The organism is Paenibacillus abyssi (assembly GCF_014640295.1).
GTDB classification, from domain to species: Bacteria; Bacillota; Bacilli; order Paenibacillales; family Paenibacillaceae; genus Paenibacillus_D; species Paenibacillus_D abyssi.
Genome location: NZ_BMGR01000012.1, coordinates 68,799 through 87,898, shown reverse-complemented (window position 1 = coordinate 87,898; position 19,100 = coordinate 68,799). Strand labels below are relative to the sequence as shown.

21 protein-coding genes, 1 other RNA gene and 1 pseudogene are annotated in these 19,100 nt (G+C 47.7%); 12 read left to right on the top strand and 11 right to left on the bottom strand.

The features are described 5' to 3' along the window. Positions 1–72 precede the first annotated feature (72 nt). The 4 genes from IEW11_RS17810 to IEW11_RS17795 form a co-directional block, all read right to left on the bottom strand. Positions 73–1,251 carry an MFS transporter gene (locus IEW11_RS17810; protein WP_188532501.1) on the bottom strand — a complete coding sequence of 393 codons (1,179 nt, stop codon included), beginning with the start codon at positions 1,249–1,251 and terminating at the stop codon, positions 73–75. 435 nt (positions 1,252–1,686) lie between these two features. Then, positions 1,687–2,346: a nitroreductase family protein gene (locus IEW11_RS17805; RefSeq protein ID WP_188532500.1), complete on the bottom strand. Its 660-nt coding sequence runs from the start codon at positions 2,344–2,346 to the stop codon at positions 1,687–1,689. 71 nt (positions 2,347–2,417) lie between these two features. Then, positions 2,418–3,599: an MFS transporter gene (locus IEW11_RS17800; RefSeq protein WP_188532419.1), complete on the bottom strand. Its 1,182-nt coding sequence runs from the start codon at positions 3,597–3,599 to the stop codon at positions 2,418–2,420. A gap of 19 nt (positions 3,600–3,618) precedes the next feature. Further along, entirely contained in the window at positions 3,619–4,938 is a 1,320-nt protein-coding gene (locus tag IEW11_RS17795; protein WP_188532418.1) for a multi antimicrobial extrusion protein MatE, read from the bottom strand. A 197-nt stretch (positions 4,939–5,135) separates the two neighbouring features. Between IEW11_RS17795 and IEW11_RS17790 the strand changes: the two genes are divergently transcribed. The 4 genes from IEW11_RS17790 to IEW11_RS17775 all read left to right on the top strand — a co-directional run bounded on the left by IEW11_RS17790 (position 5,136) and on the right by IEW11_RS17775 (position 7,881). Continuing rightward, the gene (locus IEW11_RS17790; RefSeq protein WP_188532417.1) at positions 5,136–5,456 is read left to right on the top strand and encodes a hypothetical protein; all 321 of its coding nucleotides are present in this window, start codon (positions 5,136–5,138) and stop codon (positions 5,454–5,456) included. A gap of 25 nt (positions 5,457–5,481) precedes the next feature. Continuing rightward, the gene (locus IEW11_RS17785) at positions 5,482–6,564 is read left to right on the top strand and encodes a tetraprenyl-beta-curcumene synthase family protein (protein ID WP_229725409.1); all 1,083 of its coding nucleotides are present in this window, start codon (positions 5,482–5,484) and stop codon (positions 6,562–6,564) included. Between the two features lie 36 nt (positions 6,565–6,600). Beyond that, positions 6,601–7,569, top strand: a complete 969-nt coding sequence (pfkA, locus tag IEW11_RS17780; protein WP_188532416.1) for a 6-phosphofructokinase — start codon at positions 6,601–6,603, stop codon at positions 7,567–7,569. A gap of 105 nt (positions 7,570–7,674) precedes the next feature. Continuing rightward, positions 7,675–7,881, top strand: a complete 207-nt coding sequence (locus IEW11_RS17775) for a DUF3906 family protein (protein WP_188532415.1) — start codon at positions 7,675–7,677, stop codon at positions 7,879–7,881. Between the two features lie 97 nt (positions 7,882–7,978). Here IEW11_RS17775 and IEW11_RS17770 read toward each other — a convergent pair. Further along, positions 7,979–8,149, bottom strand: a pseudogene (locus IEW11_RS17770) (IS1182 family transposase); the annotation flags it as partial. A gap of 38 nt (positions 8,150–8,187) precedes the next feature. Between IEW11_RS17770 and IEW11_RS17765 the strand changes: the two are divergent. Further along, on the top strand, positions 8,188–8,427 hold the full coding sequence (locus IEW11_RS17765) for a hypothetical protein (RefSeq protein ID WP_188532414.1): 240 nt from the start codon (positions 8,188–8,190) through the stop codon (positions 8,425–8,427). A 1-nt stretch (position 8,428) separates the two neighbouring features. On the opposite strand, the gene IEW11_RS17760 is transcribed toward IEW11_RS17765, so the two are convergent. From IEW11_RS17760 to IEW11_RS17750, 3 genes are all read right to left on the bottom strand, one after another. Next, on the bottom strand, positions 8,429–9,610 hold the full coding sequence (locus IEW11_RS17760; RefSeq protein ID WP_188532413.1) for a putative glycoside hydrolase: 1,182 nt from the start codon (positions 9,608–9,610) through the stop codon (positions 8,429–8,431). Positions 9,611–9,800: 190 nt separating this feature from the next. After that, positions 9,801–9,995: a hypothetical protein gene (locus tag IEW11_RS17755; RefSeq protein WP_188532412.1), complete on the bottom strand. Its 195-nt coding sequence runs from the start codon at positions 9,993–9,995 to the stop codon at positions 9,801–9,803. A 158-nt stretch (positions 9,996–10,153) separates the two neighbouring features. Then, positions 10,154–10,948, bottom strand: coding sequence for a YitT family protein (locus IEW11_RS17750; protein WP_229725424.1), 795 nt, complete (start codon positions 10,946–10,948; stop codon positions 10,154–10,156). Between the two features lie 194 nt (positions 10,949–11,142). On the opposite strand from IEW11_RS17750, the gene cshA reads away from it, so the two are divergent. The 4 genes from cshA to IEW11_RS17730 all read left to right on the top strand — a co-directional run bounded on the left by cshA (position 11,143) and on the right by IEW11_RS17730 (position 14,468). Next, positions 11,143–12,726, top strand: a complete 1,584-nt coding sequence (gene cshA, locus IEW11_RS17745) for a degradosome RNA helicase CshA (RefSeq protein ID WP_188532410.1) — start codon at positions 11,143–11,145, stop codon at positions 12,724–12,726. 160 nt (positions 12,727–12,886) lie between these two features. Next, positions 12,887–13,684, top strand: a complete 798-nt coding sequence (locus IEW11_RS17740; RefSeq protein ID WP_188532409.1) for a YesL family protein — start codon at positions 12,887–12,889, stop codon at positions 13,682–13,684. A gap of 52 nt (positions 13,685–13,736) precedes the next feature. Continuing rightward, a non-coding RNA gene (gene ssrS / locus IEW11_RS17735) (6S RNA) lies at positions 13,737–13,919 on the top strand. A gap of 156 nt (positions 13,920–14,075) precedes the next feature. Then, entirely contained in the window at positions 14,076–14,468 is a 393-nt protein-coding gene (locus IEW11_RS17730; protein WP_188532408.1) for a DUF1499 domain-containing protein, read from the top strand. Positions 14,469–14,573: 105 nt separating this feature from the next. Here the strand turns inward: IEW11_RS17730 and tpx are convergent, their stop codons facing one another. Beyond that, positions 14,574–15,092 carry a thiol peroxidase gene (gene tpx / locus IEW11_RS17725; protein ID WP_188532407.1) on the bottom strand — a complete coding sequence of 173 codons (519 nt, stop codon included), beginning with the start codon at positions 15,090–15,092 and terminating at the stop codon, positions 14,574–14,576. 108 nt (positions 15,093–15,200) lie between these two features. Between tpx and IEW11_RS17720 the strand changes: the two genes are divergently transcribed. From IEW11_RS17720 to IEW11_RS17710, 3 genes are all read left to right on the top strand, one after another. Next, complete coding sequence (locus IEW11_RS17720) at positions 15,201–15,818, top strand: rhomboid family intramembrane serine protease (protein ID WP_188532406.1); 618 nt, start codon at positions 15,201–15,203, stop codon at positions 15,816–15,818. 26 nt (positions 15,819–15,844) lie between these two features. Continuing rightward, positions 15,845–16,741: a glutamate biosynthesis transcriptional regulator GltC gene (gltC, locus tag IEW11_RS17715; protein ID WP_188532405.1), complete on the top strand. Its 897-nt coding sequence runs from the start codon at positions 15,845–15,847 to the stop codon at positions 16,739–16,741. A 251-nt stretch (positions 16,742–16,992) separates the two neighbouring features. Next, a complete protein-coding gene (locus tag IEW11_RS17710; protein WP_373289347.1) occupies positions 16,993–17,520 on the top strand; it encodes a nucleotidyltransferase family protein in 528 nt (175 codons plus the stop codon). 67 nt (positions 17,521–17,587) lie between these two features. On the opposite strand, the gene IEW11_RS17705 is transcribed toward IEW11_RS17710, so the two are convergent. Then, the gene (locus IEW11_RS17705; protein WP_188532403.1) at positions 17,588–18,268 is read right to left on the bottom strand and encodes a zinc metallopeptidase; all 681 of its coding nucleotides are present in this window, start codon (positions 18,266–18,268) and stop codon (positions 17,588–17,590) included. A 30-nt stretch (positions 18,269–18,298) separates the two neighbouring features. Then, positions 18,299–18,724, bottom strand: coding sequence for a MerR family transcriptional regulator (locus IEW11_RS17700; RefSeq protein ID WP_229725405.1), 426 nt, complete (start codon positions 18,722–18,724; stop codon positions 18,299–18,301). Positions 18,725–19,100: the final 376 nt, after the last annotated feature.

Below are 19,100 nucleotides of genomic sequence, written 5' to 3'. Positions count from 1 at the left end.
CGTCGTGAAAATAAGGAGCAGTTGCCTAAGCAGACTGCTCCTCCTTGTTTCATATTTATCACTTTTTTCCAGTCAACTCGATTCGATAGGAAGAGAGTCCACATTCAGAGACTCTCCTTTATTTTTCAACAAACGTTTCACAAAATAAGTGAAAAGAAGCAAGGAAACCACAACCGACCCGGCGCTGACCGCGAACAATACCTGGTAGCTTGAGTACTGGGGGATCCAGCCCAGCATGATCGCACCCAGCCCTATACCAAGGTCATTAGCAGTCGCAATCGTGGCGTTGGCGACCCCTTTGCGGTCCGGACGGGCCAGAAGTATCGTCGCCGATTGAAAAGCCGGTTGCGCGGAACCGAAGCCGATACCATATAGAACAGCCGATACCAGGACGCCGATCAATCCGGTCGAGAGGCTCAGGACAATCAATGCACAAATCGTAATGACAAGTGAAGGCACAATGACAACCATCTCGCCGTAGCGATCGGAAAGTTTTCCTGAAAGGGGACGGCTGAGTGCAAGCGTTGCGGCAAAGGTCAGAAAGAATGTGCCGGGATTGACCTGGATCGAGCTTGCGAACAGCGGAACAAAGGTGGTAATGCCGCCATAAGCGATGAACAGAAAAAAGACCGACACCGCAAGTGGCAAGACAGATTTTTCGTATAATTCGATTCTTCTTGCGCCCGTTTGCGGCCGAAAAGGAATTTTTGCACCAAACGTCAGGAGCAGCGCTGCTGCAGAGAGGACTACGGCGAATAAAAACAAAGCGCTGTATGAATGGTTCTGTGTCACCCAGATACCGAGCATCGGGCCGATCGCCATAGCCAGGGTCGTGGACGTGCTAAACCACCCCATTCCTTCGCCGCGGCGGGCAGCCGGGATCGTATCCGTAATCGACGTGATCATGGCGGTGGTGGAAAGCGCCCAGCTCAACCCGTGCAAGATTCGGAGAGCTATAAGAACGAGAATTCCACCGACCCAGTTATACATATACATGGCGAAGATAAAAAGAAGCAGCCCCCAGACGATAAACGGCCGCCTGCCGAGCCGCTCCAGCAGCCCGCCGACGAGCGGCCGAAAAAAAACGGCGGACAACGCAAATGCGCCCATCGCCAGACCAACTTGCGATTCGTTTCCGCCCATCTGTTTGATGAACGGAGGCAACGTCGGATACAGCATATAAAAAGCGACAAACAGGAACAGGTTTCCGATCGTCATGAGAACAAATTGTTTCGACCATAAGCGTTCCAGCAGCATTCCTCCTCGGGAGCAGGTTGACTTTACTCTATGTAACTTCTTTGCTCCTTCTCTTCTGCCTGCCTGTTGAATGTTCTTACGCACATTACAGGTGACCAACGATCCGGTGAGGTACGTCATTTCATTGTTTAATGCCTTTAAATAAATCTAAATCGATTAAATAACCAACATATGTTTATTATTATTGAAAGTGACATCGCTTACAATGGTCAAATGAACTCGTTTTGTTGCTTTATGAACAAAACAAACAAAATCGTTGGTAATTCAAGAAAGTTTGGTGACCCATAGAATGTCCAAAGCACAAGAACATATGCAGCCGAAACGGGCTGCGCTTATTGCTGCAACAAGGCGCCATATCCCCAAAAAAACGGCACCGCGGATCAGCCCTCTATCGGCTGATCCGCGATACCGTTTTTTGCTGCAGTTTGATTATTCCACAATGCTCAAGATTTCGTCGACTTCTTTGCGGGGCAGCTTGCCGGGAATTTCAGCAGGATAGCCTAGCGAGATGACCATATTGACCTGGCGTGTCTCGTCAATGCCTAGATACTGCTTCAGCTGATCTTCCGCCAAAAGCACCGGACCGGTCATCGGACAGGTAGCCAGTCCAATCGAATGCGCGGCAAGCATGAGATTCTGTGAAGCGAGACAGCTGCTTTTAATTCCTTCTTCCCGCCATACCTCTTCGCCGACCAGGTTGATCGGGTCAAAGATGCGGTCGCGGAACTTCGATTGGTAGGGGGTTGCAAGACAAATGATGAGAGCAGGCGCATCCGAAAATGCGGTAGCATAAGGCCCGAAAGATTTGACCAGCAGCCTTGCCTCTCTCGCCAAACCGTTCTTTTCCGCTTGCGCCGCACGCAGGTGCAACTGCTCCCATGTCATCTCTTCGATGGCCTTTATTTTATCGCGGTTCAGTACCGCAATGAATTCCCATGTTTGGGAGTTGGTGTCGCTTGGAGCATAACGCGCGCAATCGATCAGCTCGCGAATCAGCTCGGCTGTTACCGGCTGGTCCTTGTACTTGCGCACACTGCGGCGCTCGTGCATCACCTGTTTGGTTTGTTCATAAATGATCGGATAATTCATTTCTTGTTCCACCGTTCCTTTCCACCTCATTATAGTGGACGAAATCAGAAATGCAAGACTTTGCCGCGTTGTTATCGGGATCGCAGATGCTTGAGCATGAATCCGGCCGAGGCTAATAAGGAAAGTCCCATTGCAACATAGAAAAAGGTGGTTTGGCCGATTTGTTCGAGTACATAACCGCCCAGCAGTCCGCTTAACAAGCCGGAGAAGCCCATCCAGACAACCGCATACAGCGCTTGGCCCGAAGCGCGGAATTCGTCGGGTATAAGCGTCGTCATATACCGCAGCGCCGTTGAGAAAAAGATGCCGAACGTAATGCTGTGCATCGCTTGAATCAAGATGGCCCAGCCTGGCGAGGTCATCTCCGAGAGGAACCAGAACCTTACGGCATAGAAGAGGCCTGCAATCGCCAGAAGTGGAAGCTCTTTAAATTTATGGCCATATTTGCCCAGCAGATAGAGGATCGGAATCTCACTTATTGATGAAGCCATCCAGGCGATGCCGATTAACGATTCGCTGGCTCCCATCTGCCGCATGATAATGGCCAGAAAGCCTTCATTCATGCGGTGCGCGGTGGATATGATCATAATCAGAAAGAAGAAAGTGACCACATCCGGCTTGCGGACCAGCTTGAAAAACCCGGAGAATTCCATTTTGCGCAGCGAGCCTTGGTAATCCTTCAGGGTGAAGGTCAGAGCCAATGACACAGAAACCGCCAGCATCAAAACGATCATCGTCGTGCCGGACCCGCTTGATCCCAGAAATAAACCGATGAACAGCGCTGCCATGGCGAAGCCAAGCGACCCGAAGATGCGAATGGACGGGTAGCTTCTTCCGGTATGCTTGACCGAAAGCAGAATCAGGCTGTCATTCAATGGGTTAAGCGGTGTCTGAAAGAAGTAGAAGCCTCCCATGATGAGACAGACAATAAAAAATTCCTGCGCAGAAAACAACAATGCGACCATCAGCAATTGTCCGAATAACAGCAGTGTCATGATTCTGCGTATTGTCCGGTATTTATCGCTTGCCATACCCATGATGAGATTAGCAAAGATGGAAAGCGCCGGTCCTATTGAATAGAGAATTCCGATCTGCTGTTCGGAGAATCCGCGGTCATGGAAGTAAAGCGGAATATAAGAAACGATGACGGCCATGATGGTATAAATGGAAAAGCTGTAGATCCGCAGCCTAGCCGCTTCTTGCTTTGCTGTAGGGGATAGAGCTGCGGTAGTTCGATTTGCATCGGTTGTCATAATACACATCAACTCCTAATTATCTAGCGCTGCCGGCCAGTACAGTGTCCATTGGTTTAATAAATCGAAGCGCTAAAGCGATAAATCCTAGCTCGGCGGCCATGCCGATGGATTGCGCCCATGCGCCGATCGTGCCGTTCCATTCCGGGGCGAGCCAGACGAACAGGACAAGCGTGACAAATGTAAAACCCAGGTTGGCGGCCTGTGAGCCGAATATCAGCTTCGTCTGGCCGCGTACCATAACCAAGCCGTTTAATGTATCCAGCCAAGGCATGACGAGTGTCAATAGTACAAAGGCTTGAAGTGCGCGCAGGCTTTCGGCCTGCAAGCGTCCCTGTACGCCCATAATATCTTCGAGCAGGAAGATGCCGATCGGGGTGTAGGCGATTAAACCGATCAGCAGCGCAGGAATAAACCCGAGCATCAGGGTGAATTTGCGCACCGCTGCCGGATCAACCTTGTAAAAGTTCAAAACAATCTGATGAAAATAACTAAAGAAGCTTGTCAATAAGGAGACCAAGCTCGCGGCAATTGCAAAAGAAGCGATAGCGAGTTCTGCGTCCCATGTCTTGCCCAGCATGATGTTGATTGCCGGGCCGATCCAAACGGTAATTAACGTGGACAACAGCAATGGCCGATAAAAAGAAAACACCTGGCGTTTATTCTCGACAGGATGTTCATCAAGCTTAATCGGCATTTTCTTTACAAGGAGACGTCCTTCGGCAAAGCTGACTGCCGCTTCGATGATCATACCGAACAAAAAAATCTGTGCGCCTACAACCCCGGTGGTGACTCCGGTATGAATGAAGTACAAGGAGAGCAGGTACATGCCTGCCAAACGTATGGCCATTCCGATCGTGAGCCATTTCGTCCGCAAATTATAAATGATAACGCCTTGATAGAGACAGCGAATCCCGGAAAATAAACTGACGAACATGAGCACCTGATAGACATTGATAACCCCTGTGACGTTGTCTTCCTGAACGCCGAATATGTTTTTGAAAATGAACGTGCCAAGCGGTGTGTAACAAATGATAAAACCAAGCGCAAGAATGCTGGCGAACACAAGCTGCGCTACGGTAAGCATTGATTGAAAAGACCGTCGGTCCCTGACTAATGCAGAGCAGGTTTGCCGCAGCAGCACGGCCGGGCGTTCGGTGATCATGAGCAGGCTCATCGCGATTGCATAGCTGGCAATGACGCGTTCCGGCTCCGCCGCGCGAGTCAGGGTACTGTTGATAATAACATGCGAGATTGTGACCAGGCTTGCGGAAATGCCAAGCGGCAGAAAAAAAGACCAGAGTGTTCTCATTGAAACGGCATGTTCCTTTTGCGTCATGGCTGCGGCTCCTTTGACATTGAACAGTCTAGAAAATTTATCTTTTATTGGACATTATGAATTTATGAACACATGTAAATCAGTATACCACGAGCAGTATGGATGCGGGCACAAGTTCCTAGCAAATTTTACGGTGTTTGTCTTTTTTTCTGGATTTGTAGCGATTGAAGTGGTACATTATTTGTTGGAGGTTTACCATGGCGAATGATGCATTTAAATGGAATGAACGGCTGGAAATTGAATTGCCCGTACTCGAATTGGAGTGGGAAGCGTACCGTTTGGAAGAGCGGGCGGCTATTCTCGAATATTGGGAGGCGATCCGCGGCCGGATTCCGGATCGGATCATGAAGCTGGAGCGGGTAATCAATAAGAAACAGGCCCTGCTGTTTGAAGAGGACGATTTTGAGCGGTCTTGTCAATTGAACTCCGAGATTGCCGAACTGGCCAGCAGAATCAACGATTTGCATATTTGGTACCGCATCAATCAAGAGATTGAAACGCGACGCCATTCCGGATGACAACTCGTTTAGGGAGGGCGCCACTATGAATGAACTCATCCTATTAGAGCGCCGTGCTCCTAGGAATCCTATAAGGCTAATGTATCGTGTGTATAAGTACGTCCTGCCCGAGGTGGATGCCGAGCTGAAGCGCTGGCGGCAAAAAGCAGAAGCGATTCCCGATGAAGAACTGCGGACACAAGCGTTAGCCAGCATGGATGCGAAGCGGTTTCACTGCGAAGGAGGAGCGGTCTATGGTGCGGCTAATTTGGAGCAGCGCCATGTGCTCATTCCGCTTATTGTCGCTTTGCAGACGATCAGCGATTATTTGGACAACCTGTGTGACCGCAGCACATCACTTGATCCGGATGATTTCCGGCTGCTTCATCAATCGATGCTCGATGCGGTGGATCCGGGCAGCGAGCTCAGCGATTATTATGCGCTGCGCAGCGAAAGGGAGGACGGCGGTTATTTGCACGCGCTCGTGCGAACCTGCCAATCCTGCGTATCGATGCTGCCTGCATACGATAAAGTGAAACAGCAGGTAACCGAATTAGTCGGTTTGTATTGTGACTTACAAGTACATAAGCATATTCGCAAGGATCTTCGCGAGCCGCATCTGCTCCATTGGTGGGAGCAGAATCGGAGCCGCTATCCCCATCTCCAGTGGAATGAGTTTGCGGCGGCAACAGGGTCCACACTGGGTATGTTTATGTTATTTTTGGCGGCAACCCATCCTGAGCTTAAAGACCAGCATGCCGATTCGATTCGCAATGCCTATTTCCCGCATGTATGCGGCCTTCATATCATGCTTGATTATTTGATTGATCAAGAGGAGGACCGTGAGGGAGGGGACTTGAACTTCTGTAATTACTATGATAATCAAGGAATGCTGGAGGAACGCATAAGCGGCATTGTATCCAATGCGCGCGAAGATGTACAGCGGTTGCCTGCTTCCCAATTTCACCGTATGATTATAGAAGGTCTGCTCGCTCTGTACTTATCGGACCCTAAGGTAAGCTCGCAGGAGGATGTTAAGCGCATCTCCAAGAGGCTGATGAAGCGCAGTCCGATGACGAGGGTGTTTTTCTGGTTGAACAGTATGTGGATTCGCGCCAAACAATCATAGATTATTACTGCATGAACATTTAGGAGGATTAACAGCATGTCAAAAGTAAAATCGATCGCCGTATTAACAAGTGGCGGAGACTCGCAAGGCATGAACGCGGCGGTTCGCGCCGTCGTAAGAAGCGCACTTTATCATGGACTAGAAGTGTATGGTGTACAAAGAGGGTACCAAGGGCTGATCAATGACGATCTTAGACCGATGGACTTGCGCAGTGTAGGCGATATTATTCAACGCGGAGGCACCATCCTGCAAACTGCACGCTGCAAAGAGTTCCTGACTCCTGAAGGGCAGCAGCGGGGAGCGGATATTCTGCGCGCGCGCGGCATTGACGGTCTTGTCGTCATCGGTGGAGACGGCTCCTATCAAGGGGCAAATAAATTAAGCAAGCTTGGAATCAAGACTATGGGTCTGCCTGGAACTATCGATAACGATATTCCTTTTACCGATTTTACAATCGGATTTGATACCGCAGTATCCATCGTAGTCGATGCGATTAATAAGCTGCGTGATACCATGACATCGCATGAGCGCTCTTCGGTTGTTGAGGTTATGGGCCGTCATTGCGGAGATATCGCCCTGTACGCCGGGTTGGCGAGCGGTGCGGAAACGATTCTTGTTCCGGAAGTGCCGTTTGATTTGGCGCAAGTAGCCAGCCGGATGAGGGAAAATTTCCAGCATGGCAAACGACACAGTATCATTGTCGTAGCTGAAGGAGCGGGAACAGGCGAAGAGGTTGGCCGTGAGATTACAGCGCGCAATGGCATTGAGCCGCGGGTAACCGTTCTGGGACATATCCAACGCGGGGGAACGCCAACGCATAAAGACCGCATATTAGCGAGCCAGCTTGGCGACTTTGCCGTACGCAAGCTGATTGAAGGCGATTCGGGCAAAGGCTGCGGAATTATCAAAGGCGAGTTTGTCGTGACCGATATTGATAAGGTAGTCAATACGAAGAAGCCTTTTAATATGGAATTATACGAGCTCGCTTCGAGATTATCCCAATAATGATATGAAGCCTTATGAATGAGCCGATCGGCGATATTGGTCGGCTGCTTCATAAGGCTTTCTATTTGTATGGGTGCTCTCATTATAACAAAGAGGAGTATGTCGATGTTTCTATATAAAATTGAGATTGAGTATGAAGAAAAAATAGCTTACTTGATTGTATTGGCCGATAGTGACGAGAAGGCTTTTGCAACCGTTGAAGGCAATGCAGCGAAGCATTTCGTCAAAACACCGGATATCCGTTCGATCGCGATCATCGAGAAGAAGCGGACAGAGCCTGGCAACGGATATTTGATCGAAGTTAATGGATAACGTATGGCTATAGACAGCAGCGAGGCTGTCCCAAAAGGGATCTTCAATGAGATATTGAAGCTTGATAGGTACCTTTAAAACGGTAAAAATGGCATCACAAGTTGGGGTGGCAGCTATCTCGACGGCCGCGGGGATAAGCTGGAGTGAAGATCTTCATAGGTAGGCGATTGACGGCATCATTGATGACGCGGACGAGATGGTTTTCGGGGATATCTTCCTGCAAGTCCATGGGCAAAGTAAGCTGGTCCATGATATATTCGATGTACATAAGAAGCCTCTCCTTTGTTCATGTTTGGTCGTACTTACATGTTAACAAGGAAAGGCTTCTTTTGTTTGTTTTTAGGAAAGAAACGGTTATGCCTAAACGAAGCAGATCGAATGATTCTGGAGAAGCGTCAGCGGTCGCCTTTGTTCCCGGATTCCCGCCTCGGCCTATTCATTCAAGGGAATCCGGGAACAACAGCGATCGGAAGAACATTCGACTGCGCAGTGAATGCGGTAAAACCAAAGCTTTTAAGCCCCGTCGTTCACGGCGGGTATGCCTAATTCAATAATCGACTCCCTCGGTATACTTGTTGCCGGCGTTCCAGAGCAGGTATTCCTCGATGCCGGTATCCCTGAGCGCATCGATCTGCGCCTGCACCTCAGCTTTGCCGTATTTAATATAACGCCCTTTGCCGAGCCAACTGGCGGTGAAATCCTGTATCCACGGCCGGATAATCGGTTTGTGCGACCCGAGCGGATCCAGCTTCTTGTGCGTGTCCACCATAGAGCCTTTAATCGTTGCATATGGCGCTTTATCTGGATCCTTCTGGTCAAACCAGCCGGTGCTGTAATGGCTCGGATACACCATTGGACTGATCACGTCGACATGCTTGGAAATTTTGACGAAATCCTGCCCGATTCCTTCGGCAGCAGGAACTGAGGCGGCATAACCGAAAATATCGACGGAAACCCGAACGCCAAGCGGCTCCAATTGCTCTCTTGCATACTTGACGAAGCCCGCGATCACATCAACGCGGCTCTCTTCTATGGAATGAAATTTCAGGTTGTCGGCTTTATGCTCAAAACCTTCAGGGAAACGGACATAATCGAATTGAATTTCTTTAAAACCAAGCTTAGCGGCTTCTTTGGCAACTGCAATATTATAATCCCAGACTTCCTTCCGGTATGGATTGACAAAGCTCTCCTTCCGGCCATTCTGCCATATCGTTCCGTCCTTATTGATGAATGATAATTCGGGGTGCTTTTCGGCCAGCACACTGTCTTTAAAAACGACGATTCGGGCAATTGGAAACACCTTGTGTTTTTCCAGTCGGGCCATTAACGCTTTGATGTCGCGTATATTTTTCTGCGTCGTACCGTACTCCAGCAATTGTTGATTGTCGGTAGGGTATGTAATGTAACCGTAATCATCTTTGATATCAATTACCATGCTGTTTAATTCGGTCTCATCAAGCAGCTTCAGCAGTGTGTCCATACGGGAGACGCCGGTGGTGTGGGAGGTGACATAGATTCCTTTGATAGGGGGTGCATCGGGCAGAGGATCCTTTTTGACGAAAAGATTGCTCTTCTCTTCAGTTGCCTCTCCAGGGTTGTCTGATTGTATCATGTGTTGTCCGGCTGCTGTAGTGGTGGTTAAAATATGATCGAGAGATAGGTTTGGTTCTCCGCCGCCTCCTGTCATCAAACCGTACAGCATCATAAGAATCGATAGAATAATCTCCATTGGTGTCCTCTCCCTGCTAGAATATGAATTGATTATAGCTAGTTTAACCATTTATAAAAAGAGGTATTTTGTAGGATTTTGGAGAAAAATGAAGATTTGCCGTTCGAACTATTTACATTGTAAGTATATGCAGTTCCAACAGCTCCTAGGCAAAAAAAAGCGGGAACGCATGCGCGCTCCCGTGTAAAGCTTATTGCAGCAAAACTTGCTTTTGAACCTCACAAATACTGTGGTGCACGATCTCAATCGCGTCCTCTGGCTCCAGTACCGCCAATCCATCGCGAAGGACGATGCTTAATTGCAGCTCCCGCTCCGTGAGGAAAGGCACCAATTCGGGCACCAGCTTTTCCACAATCCGCGATAGTGTTACAGTTTGCATATCCATCTTGCATCACCCTTTCCTCGAGTTTGTCAAAGAAAGCAGGGTAAAACGTATGGCATGAAACCTAAATATCGGGGATACCCTTATTATAACAGGAGCTTCTGAAAAAACCTAGCCTGTGGCAGCAAAATCCATACGAGTCCATACCATGCTCGGGCTCATCACCCAGGGTGGCGAAAATCGCCTATAACACCTACCGTTTCCACAATGTTAACGAATGCGCCTGGATCGAGCCGCTTGATTGTTTTGCGCAATTCAGCGAGCTCATAACGTGTTGTGACCGTCATCAGCATGTCTTTTTCCGCGGCTGAGAATGCGCCTCTTGTTCGAATAATCGTGACGCCTCGCGGGCGCTCCAGCAGCTTTTTGATCATGCGGTCGGTTTCGCCCGTGATGATGAACGCAGTCACCTTCACATGCCGGATATGAATAATATCCACTACCTTGCCTGCAGCGAAGATCGAAAGCATGGAGTACAATGCCGCGTCCCAATCCTGGATAAGCAAGCCTAATACGAAAATAACCACAGCATTCAAAATGAAGATGACGATACCGACAGGAATATCACGCTTGCGTGTTACAATTGATGCGATGATATCAAAGCCGCCCGATGAACCGCCTTGCCGAAGAGCAATTCCGCTTCCAAACCCGACAATAACCCCTCCAAAAACCGCCCCTAGGAGCGGGTCGTCTACGATGGGCTTAACAGGGATGACCTGCATCCAGAACGTAGCGGCAACGACAGAGACGATGCTCCAGATTACAAATCTTCGACCAAGCGAAAATAATCCCCATATGAGGATCGGAAGATTGACCGCAAAGTACAACCAACCGATATTGCCGCCAGTCAGATAACCGATCATCATTGAAATGCCGGAAACACCACCGCTCAGCAATCCGTGCGGGATAAGCAGCATGTTGAAGCCGAAGGCAACGAACAAAGCGCCTGACAGCATGACGAGAACGGTACCTGATATACGCAAATAGAGCAAAGGATTCGCTCCTTTCGAATCAAACAGGGGATTCCTGAAGCCGATTTTACAATTTAGTATTAGTAAAATAGCTTTGCTGGTATTCATAAACAAAGTTGTGTTATAATAAAAGGGATATTTTTTAAGTAGGCTTTACAAAAAAAGGAGTTTGAATAAGTTTGAAAACATTTACTGAATTTGGCTTGGAACCAAAGGTGTTGCAAGCTATCACTGAATTGGGCTTTGAGGAATCAACCCCGATTCAAGACAAATCAATCCCGATCGCGCTGGGTGGCAGCGATTTGATCGGTCAAGCACAGACAGGTACAGGAAAGACGGCTGCATTTGGTATTCCGCTCATTTCCAAAATTCCTGTCAGCGAAGACCGTATCGTTGCGCTTATTATGACCCCGACCCGGGAATTGGCCATTCAAGTGGCTGAGGAAATTGGAAAATTGTCTCGTTATAAAGGCACACGTTCGCTGCCGATTTATGGGGGACAAGATATCGGGCGTCAGATCCGCGCACTCAAAAAGAAACCGCAGATTATTATCGGCACACCAGGCCGTTTGCTCGATCACATTAACCGTAAGACCATTCGTCTTGACGATGTACAAACCGTCGTATTGGACGAAGCGGATGAAATGCTGGACATGGGCTTCATGGAAGATATCACTTCCATTCTTAGCCTCGTTCCGGAAGAGCGTCAAACGATGCTGTTCTCGGCAACAATGCCGCCTAACATCCAGAAGCTGGCGCAGCGCTTCCTGAAAAATCCAGAGCATGTATCGGTTATTCCGAAGAACATCACTGCACCGCTAATCGAGCAAGCTTACATTGAAGTGCATGAACGCCAGAAGTTCGAAGCGCTTAGCCGTTTGCTTGATATGGAATCACCGGAGCTTGCTATTGTGTTCGGACGTACGAAGCGTCGTGTAGACGAGCTTAGCGAAGCGCTCCAAAAACGCGGATACTCCGCTGACGGATTGCACGGTGACCTGTCGCAGAACCAACGTGACAACGTCATGCGCAAATTCCGCGACGGCAGTATTGACGTGCTGGTTGCGACGGACGTTGCAGCTCGAGGCTTGGACGTTTCCGGCGTGACGCATGTTATTAACTTTGACCTCCCGCAGGATCCAGAGAGCTATGTGCACCGCATTGGCCGTACTGGACGAGCTGGCAAAGAGGGCATTGCTTATTCGTTCGTGACACCGCGCGAGATCGACCATCTTCACTTCATTGAGAAGGTTACCCGTCAGCGCATCGCCAGAAAACCGCTGCCTAGCATGGCAGAGGCGATTGAGGGCAAACAGCGCGTAACGGCTGAACGTCTCCTTGAGATTGTTCAAAATGAAGAATTCAGCGAGTTCAAGGCTAGTGCCATCCAGCTCTTGGAGCGTTACGATTCGGTTCACCTGCTGGCTGCGGCTATGAAGCTGCTTACCGGTGAGAAGAAGGATGTCAACGTCGAGCTGACGCCGGAAGATCCGATCCGTGCGAAGAAACGCAGACCGGATGTCCGTTCGAGCGGCCGCCGTTTCTCCGGCGGTCCATTCGGCAGCGGCAACCGGAGTGGAAGCGGTACGCCTCGCGGGCGTGATAACCGTGGTGGTGGAGACTCCAACCGTGGCGGTTATGGCAAAAGCGGAAGCCGTGACGGGGGCCGCGGCAGATCTGAAGGCCGCAGTGACAGCCGTTATGACAACCGCGGAGAGTCGCGCCGTCCGCGCAGCTCATCTGATGATTTTGTAAATAAATGATTTGATGAACCGGGATAATCCGTAAAGCCGCGGCGCGGATAGGTGCCGCGGCTTTACGGAACCCCGGTTTCGTCATGTCTGGCGAAGCTGGCGGATACCGGAAGCTGCTATTTATAACTTTATTTGGTAATGATACCGTTTTCGTCGGGAGGAAACTTGCATGGAAATGAGAGGCCTCATGGGGGGCTTTTACAAAATATCCGAATGGATAATGCGTTTATCCGTCACGAATGTTCTTTGGATCATCTGTTCATTGCCGTTTGTGTTCTTTCTTGCAACAGCATTGTTGTTTTCAGAGAATGAGAGCCAGTTGTTCAGCGGATTAATCGTAGCGGCCGTAGTGGCGCCTTTTACGTTCTTTCCGGCGACTGCAGCATTATACGCAGTCGTGCGCAAATGGGTGATGGGGGACACGGATGTCCCGTTATTCAAAACCTATTTCAAAGGATATAAAGAGAACTATGTGCAAAGCATGTTCGGCGGAATTTTGTATACGCTGCTTTATACGATTATGTTCGTGGATTACCGGGTTTATCTGAATGAGTTAAACTCCCTGCAGATCCTTTCATTTATCTTTATCGGATTAATATTCTTGCTGTTCGTCTCCATGTTTAACTATTTCTCAATGATGGTTCATTACCACATGAAGACCTTTCAACTGCTTAAGAACGCCATTCTGATTACAATCGGCAAGCCGTTTCGTTCCTTGTCGACGGTTATCATCAGTGGTGCGATCGTTTTCTTCAGCATGCAGTTCACGTTCCTCATTCCTTTCTTCATGGGGAGCATGATTGCGCTCGTCTCCTTCTACAACTTCCACTTGATTTTCTTAAAGCTCAAGGAGCAGCAGGAGAAAGCGGCGGAGCAGGCACAGGAGGAAGCGCAGGCGGATGATGAGGCATTGAGATCAGCCGAAGAAAGACAGGATTATAAAGAAGAGGAAAACGTTAAAAAATAACAGAGGGCTGCTTGCGGTTTACTTTTATTCTTAAAGCGTCTATAATATTCAGTACATCCTGCGATGCTCGTTACGGCTTAACGTTGTTTTGAACCAATGGCTGTTTCACGGGAGACCTAGATTGGAACGCGGCTGACATGCCCTCGAAAAGGGATCTCAAAACCGTTTCTGCGGACACCCACCTGCGAGAGCGGGTTCAGAAACAAGCAAGTCGGACGGCATCAGCGGGTTTTATAATTTCTGCAAAGAAAACGGTTACTCTCCATCGTCGAGAAGGAGCCGTTCTCGTATGCTGTCAGAGTGTGAAAATAATGGGTTACTGCTTTCATTCATGGATACGTATTTACCGGTATCCATTCTGATACATAGATGTTGGAGGGGGAGATGGTCGTTGCTTAAGCGAACGCTGATCGGGCTGCTGCGCAGTTTCGAACAGACAGGGGACAAAGCGAAGGATCCGGAACTGAAATCCCATTATTACAAGCTTTCTAAAGACAAGGCATGGGATGAAGTCGTATCTACGTTGAAGAAGATGCAGGGTTATAAGGTGCTTCATGAAGTGCAGTCGGTCGGTGAGATCGTTCTGGAGAAAAGAACGGTCACCGGAAGGACGATGGATATTACGGTTTCTATTATCGGTACGAATCCATTGACGACAGCAGTTGATATTTATTCGGCCTCCCGTGGTTCATTTGGTGATTTGGGCTCCAATTATCGTGTAATCCTTGATATTTATCGGACTCTTGATAAAAAATTAGCCGTTTATAAAGTTACAAATCCATAAATTAATAAAAGCGAGGAAGGATTTCCCTTCACTCGCTTTATTTTTTGGAGGGCCATGCAGTGAAGCCGACCATTTAGGTGACAGCAACTCCTGCTTGGTATACAATTAGATTAATGCTTTTACTGCGTTCAGTGCTTGGTCATAATCAGGGTGCTCAGTCATTTCTTTAAGCACTTCTACGTATTGAATGGTATCGTCGGCATCAAGAACGAAGATCGCGCGCATATCCAGCTTCAATTCGTTGATGAGTACGCCGTACGCTTTGCCGAAGTTGTTGTCTTTGTAGTCTGAGAGCAGAACTACTTTGTCAACGCCTGCAGCACCGCACCAGCGGGATTGTGCGAACGGAAGATCAACACTGACGGTGAGGATAATCACGTTCTCGCCGAGTTTGCCGGCTTCTTCGTTGAAACGGCGGGTTTGTGCATCGCACACGCCAGTATCAATGGAAGGTACGACGCTAATAAGCTTAACTTTACCAGCGTAATCGTTGAGAGATACAACATCAACCAAAGATTTGTTCAATTGGAAGTCTGGAGCTTTGTCACCTTTTTTGAGTTCGGGGCCAATCAGCGTAATTGGGTTACCCTTCAAAGTTGCAACACCTGTACGTTCTTGCGTCATAATAAATGAATCCTCCTCTATTTGTAAGATCTTTAACAGGTTTATTATAATCATAATGAAAGATGGTTGTCCAATTTTAGAATCAATCTTTGGAAAGGGGAACGAGGGATGATTTTTCTGCGTTACGAAAGCTTCCGTTCCTATTTGAGATTATACCCGGTGACATCGGCGATCCTTGCGGTCAATCTCGTTCTGTTCGCATTGCTGGAATTAATGGGCGGCTCTACAAATACTTTAAATTTAATCCGCTTCGGAGCTTTTATCCAGTTTCCCGGCAATCCATGGGGGTTGGAGGAGCCTTGGCGGTATGTATCCTCTCAATTCCTGCATATCGGCTGGGAGCATCTATTATTCAATTGCTTTTCAATACTTGTATTCGCGCCACCGCTCGAAAAGCTGCTGGGCTCCGCTAAATATGCTGTCTTTTACTTGCTGTGCGGCATAAGCGGCAATGTGTTCAGCGCATTTTTGAATACAGGGCCTGGTTTATCTGCCGGTGCATCTGGTGCGATCTACGGTGTGTTTGGCGCTTATCTGCACCTGGCGGTGCTCCGTAAATACAGTCTGGATGAAGCATCGCGAAAAACGGTGTACACCATTTTGATATTCGGTGTGATATACTCCATCATTGTACCTGGCATTAACATATGGGCCCATATCGGAGGGGCTGTCGGCGGATTTGCATTATTCGGGTTGTTTGCAAGAAAAGATAAAAGGCGTTACTAAAGAGAAGGGGAGCGTAATCCTACGTCATGGAACTGCGTCAGCTTTATTATTTTGTCAAGGTAGCTAAAAAAGAACATGTCACCCAAGCGGCGGAAGAGCTGCATGTGGCGCAGTCGGCGGTCAGCCGGCAGATTCATCAGCTTGAAGAGGAGTTAGGTGTACAACTGTTCATCCAGAAAGGACGGAATCTGCAGCTCACGCCGGTCGGCCAATTGTTTCTGAAGCGGGCGGAGGTCGTTCTAACTGATCTGGAGCGCGCAGTTGTGGAGATTCATGAGTTCATGGATCCGGAGATGGGAGAGATTCGCCTCGGGTTTCCCCACAGCTTGGGCATTCAACTCATCCCTCAGGTTGTGTCGGAGTTTCGGAAGCTGCATCCCAATGTACGGTTTAAGTTTAAGCAGGGCATGTATCCCTCGCTGATCCGCGATATCGTTAAAGGTGAAATCGATCTGGCCTTTATCTCTCCATGTCCAGAGGGCCATGAGCATGTCTCGGGAGAAATCCTGCTGACAGAGGAGCTTTTTGCCGTTCTCCCGCCGAACCATCCATTAGCCGGAGAACATGCAATTGAACTGCAGAAACTGAAGGATGAAGAGTTTGTTCTGTTTAGCGATGGTTACTCCTTGCGTCCTCTCGTGTGGAAGGCTTGTTTAGAGGCTGGATTTACGCCTCGAATTGGTTTTGAAGGGGAAGAGACGGAGACGATCAGGGGATTGGTTGCAGCTGGCATGGGAGTCAGTCTGCTGCCGGAGATGGCATTATATCAGACTGGGCCATTACAGCCGGCTAAGGTGCGTGTACATTCCCCGCAGGTGACAAGAACGATCGGACTGATCAGACGAAATACACAGAAGCTGCCGTCAGTGGCGAAGGTGTTTCATAAATTCCTGATTGATTATTTTGCAGAACGCCAGAATTAAGCTCTCATTTTATTACTAAGTTCTGACCGTCATAAATATTGACATTGAGCCTTTTGAGAAATCCTCAAGAGGCTTTTTAGTTCTTGTCGAGCACGAAAAGATATCAACAATGATATGATCTATTTTATCTAAGAAATTTCTTCCAATCCTTTTGATATTAGATATAATAGGAATATATGTTCGTGGAGGGAATAACTTTGAACGTAATAAATGAACAAGACATTATTCAACTTGTTAAAGAAGACGCGTGGATGATGGATATATTAGAAACCGCAAAGTCTTTACATTTACCTGATTGGTGGGTCTGTGCGGGATTTGTGCGCTCTAAAATTTGGGATGTGCAACACGGCTTTACTGAAAGAACATCATTGCCGGATGTAGATGTAATCTATTTTGATAAAAGCAATCTTGATGAAAAAACAGAAAAGAAATTGGAGAAGAAGCTAAGAAGCATTAAACCCAACATACCTTGGTCTGTCAAAAATGAAGCAAGAATGCACGTGGTAAATAATATACCGCCTTATTCTTCATCAGTAGATGCCATCTCAAAGTTTCCAGAAACTGCGACAGCACTGGGGCTTACATTAGATGATCACAATCATGTTGTCTTAACAGCCCCCTGTGGAATAGAAGATGCAGTCAATTTGGTGTTAAAACCAACTCCGTATTTTGAGGAATCGAAAGAAAGGGCAAACATTTATGAAGAACGCATTATAAAAAAGAATTGGAAAAGGATATGGAGTAAGATAAAGGTTGCTCATATTCAGAAAACCGATTAAACATATAACGACGCCAAAAAGCCAGCGGATAACCGCTGGCTTTTTGTAAATCTTTGTATAGGTCAGATTATTCTCTGTTCTGTGTAAAGATCATAATGTACTTGATCAACTCGAGCAAGGAGATCAGCGCTGCAGCTACATACGTGAGAGCCGCCGCATTTAGAACCTTGGCCACGCCGCGCTCTTCATCGTTGGTAATGAAGCCTTCGGAAATCATCAGATCGCGCGCACGGCTGCTGGCATTGAACTCAACAGGCAGTGTAACAAGCTGAAAGGCTACAACGGCGGAGAAGAAAATGATACCAAGACCGATTAATCCCATCGATTGGAACAAAAATCCGGCAATCAACAGGAATGGCGCGATACCGGAAGTCAGATTCACGACCGGGAACATGCGATGGCGAAGCACTAACATCGGATAGTGTTCACTGTGCTGAATGGCGTGTCCTACCTCGTGGCATGCAACGGAAACTGCAGAAATCGAATTTTCATAGTATACAGGCTCAGAAAGACGAACAACACGGTTAATCGGGTCATAGTGGTCTGTCAGACGGCCTGGAACCGGTTCAATGGGCACATCGTGAAGGCCGTTGTTGTCAAGCATCCGGCGAGCAGCTTCGTAGCCGGTAAGCCCGTACACGGTCTGAACCCCGGCCCATTTGTTAAAGGTTCCTTTTACCCGGAACTGTGCCCAGATCGAAAGTCCGAATGCGATAATAATTAAAAAATCCATCGGGTGAAAAAACATGTCTTGATCGCCTCCATAGTATAGTTATTATTACATTAGCGGACCTTTGCCAAGCAAGAGCATTAGCGCTTCGATGCAGGCTGCGGTTTGGGGCATCAGCTTGTTGGTTAAATGTTTGGCTTGCTGGGGCTTAAGCTGATGGATGACCGGCTCTAATTCCTTAACCTCACGCTGCAGCTGTTCTAAATGAAGCTGTAGGTCGGTCAGCTTACGCGAAACATGTTCCTCTGACGATACCTTGCTCCATTGCTTCAAACTTGCTTTTATCTCTTCTAATGTATATTTTTCTTTCTTCATTTGTTCAATACGTTCAAGTCGCTGCAAGGTTTCGTCATTATATAGTCGATAGTTCTTGGCTGACCTCTTATGCGGCTCCAATAATCCAATCGAGGTATAAAAGTCGATTGTGCGTGGACTGACATTCGCTTTTTTGGCTAATTCGCCAATCCTGTACAAGGTAGTATCCCCAATGCCATCACCTTCCTTCGAAATCTAAATATCTTCTTTATACATTATATGATACAGAAAAGCGAACCATACAGTCAAACGTTATAGTTTGATGTGTTTATTGAATCCTATGATTGTGTGAACAATATATGACATAGATTTGTCAGACTCTTCATAATTTTCGCATTCTGAATGGAATGTCTATTTCCAAGATTATCATCAAAAAGCGAAGAATGGATAGATAATCACCCAAATTTCGAGCATTATTAGTGAAAAAACTTAACATTATTCTTAAATAGGAAGGCGAACGTTTGATTTTGTTCGCATTTTTTTTGATTTTTTTCAAAAAGGTTATTGTCAAATGAAGTGGTTCTGACTATAATGA

Coding starts and splice junctions, on each gene's coding strand:
- IEW11_RS17805 (WP_188532500.1), bottom strand. CDS start 2,346: ATGAATTATCCGATCATTTATGAACAAACCAAACAGGTGATGCACGAG.
- IEW11_RS17800 (WP_188532419.1), bottom strand. CDS start 3,599: ATGACAACCGATGCAAATCGAACTACCGCAGCTCTATCCCCTACAGCA.
- IEW11_RS17795 (WP_188532418.1), bottom strand. CDS start 4,938: ATGACGCAAAAGGAACATGCCGTTTCAATGAGAACACTCTGGTCTTTT.
- IEW11_RS17790 (WP_188532417.1), top strand. CDS start 5,136: ATGGCGAATGATGCATTTAAATGGAATGAACGGCTGGAAATTGAATTG.
- IEW11_RS17785 (WP_229725409.1), top strand. CDS start 5,482: ATGAATGAACTCATCCTATTAGAGCGCCGTGCTCCTAGGAATCCTATA.
- pfkA (WP_188532416.1), top strand. CDS start 6,601: ATGTCAAAAGTAAAATCGATCGCCGTATTAACAAGTGGCGGAGACTCG.
- IEW11_RS17775 (WP_188532415.1), top strand. CDS start 7,675: ATGTTTCTATATAAAATTGAGATTGAGTATGAAGAAAAAATAGCTTAC.
- IEW11_RS17765 (WP_188532414.1), top strand. CDS start 8,188: ATGTTAACAAGGAAAGGCTTCTTTTGTTTGTTTTTAGGAAAGAAACGG.
- IEW11_RS17760 (WP_188532413.1), bottom strand. CDS start 9,610: ATGGAGATTATTCTATCGATTCTTATGATGCTGTACGGTTTGATGACA.
- IEW11_RS17755 (WP_188532412.1), bottom strand. CDS start 9,995: ATGGATATGCAAACTGTAACACTATCGCGGATTGTGGAAAAGCTGGTG.
- IEW11_RS17750 (WP_229725424.1), bottom strand. CDS start 10,948: ATGCTGTCAGGCGCTTTGTTCGTTGCCTTCGGCTTCAACATGCTGCTT.
- IEW11_RS17740 (WP_188532409.1), top strand. CDS start 12,887: ATGGAAATGAGAGGCCTCATGGGGGGCTTTTACAAAATATCCGAATGG.
- tpx (WP_188532407.1), bottom strand. CDS start 15,092: ATGACGCAAGAACGTACAGGTGTTGCAACTTTGAAGGGTAACCCAATT.
- IEW11_RS17720 (WP_188532406.1), top strand. CDS start 15,201: ATGATTTTTCTGCGTTACGAAAGCTTCCGTTCCTATTTGAGATTATAC.
- gltC (WP_188532405.1), top strand. CDS start 15,845: ATGGAACTGCGTCAGCTTTATTATTTTGTCAAGGTAGCTAAAAAAGAA.
- IEW11_RS17710 (WP_373289347.1), top strand. CDS start 16,993: ATGATGGATATATTAGAAACCGCAAAGTCTTTACATTTACCTGATTGG.
- IEW11_RS17705 (WP_188532403.1), bottom strand. CDS start 18,268: ATGTTTTTTCACCCGATGGATTTTTTAATTATTATCGCATTCGGACTT.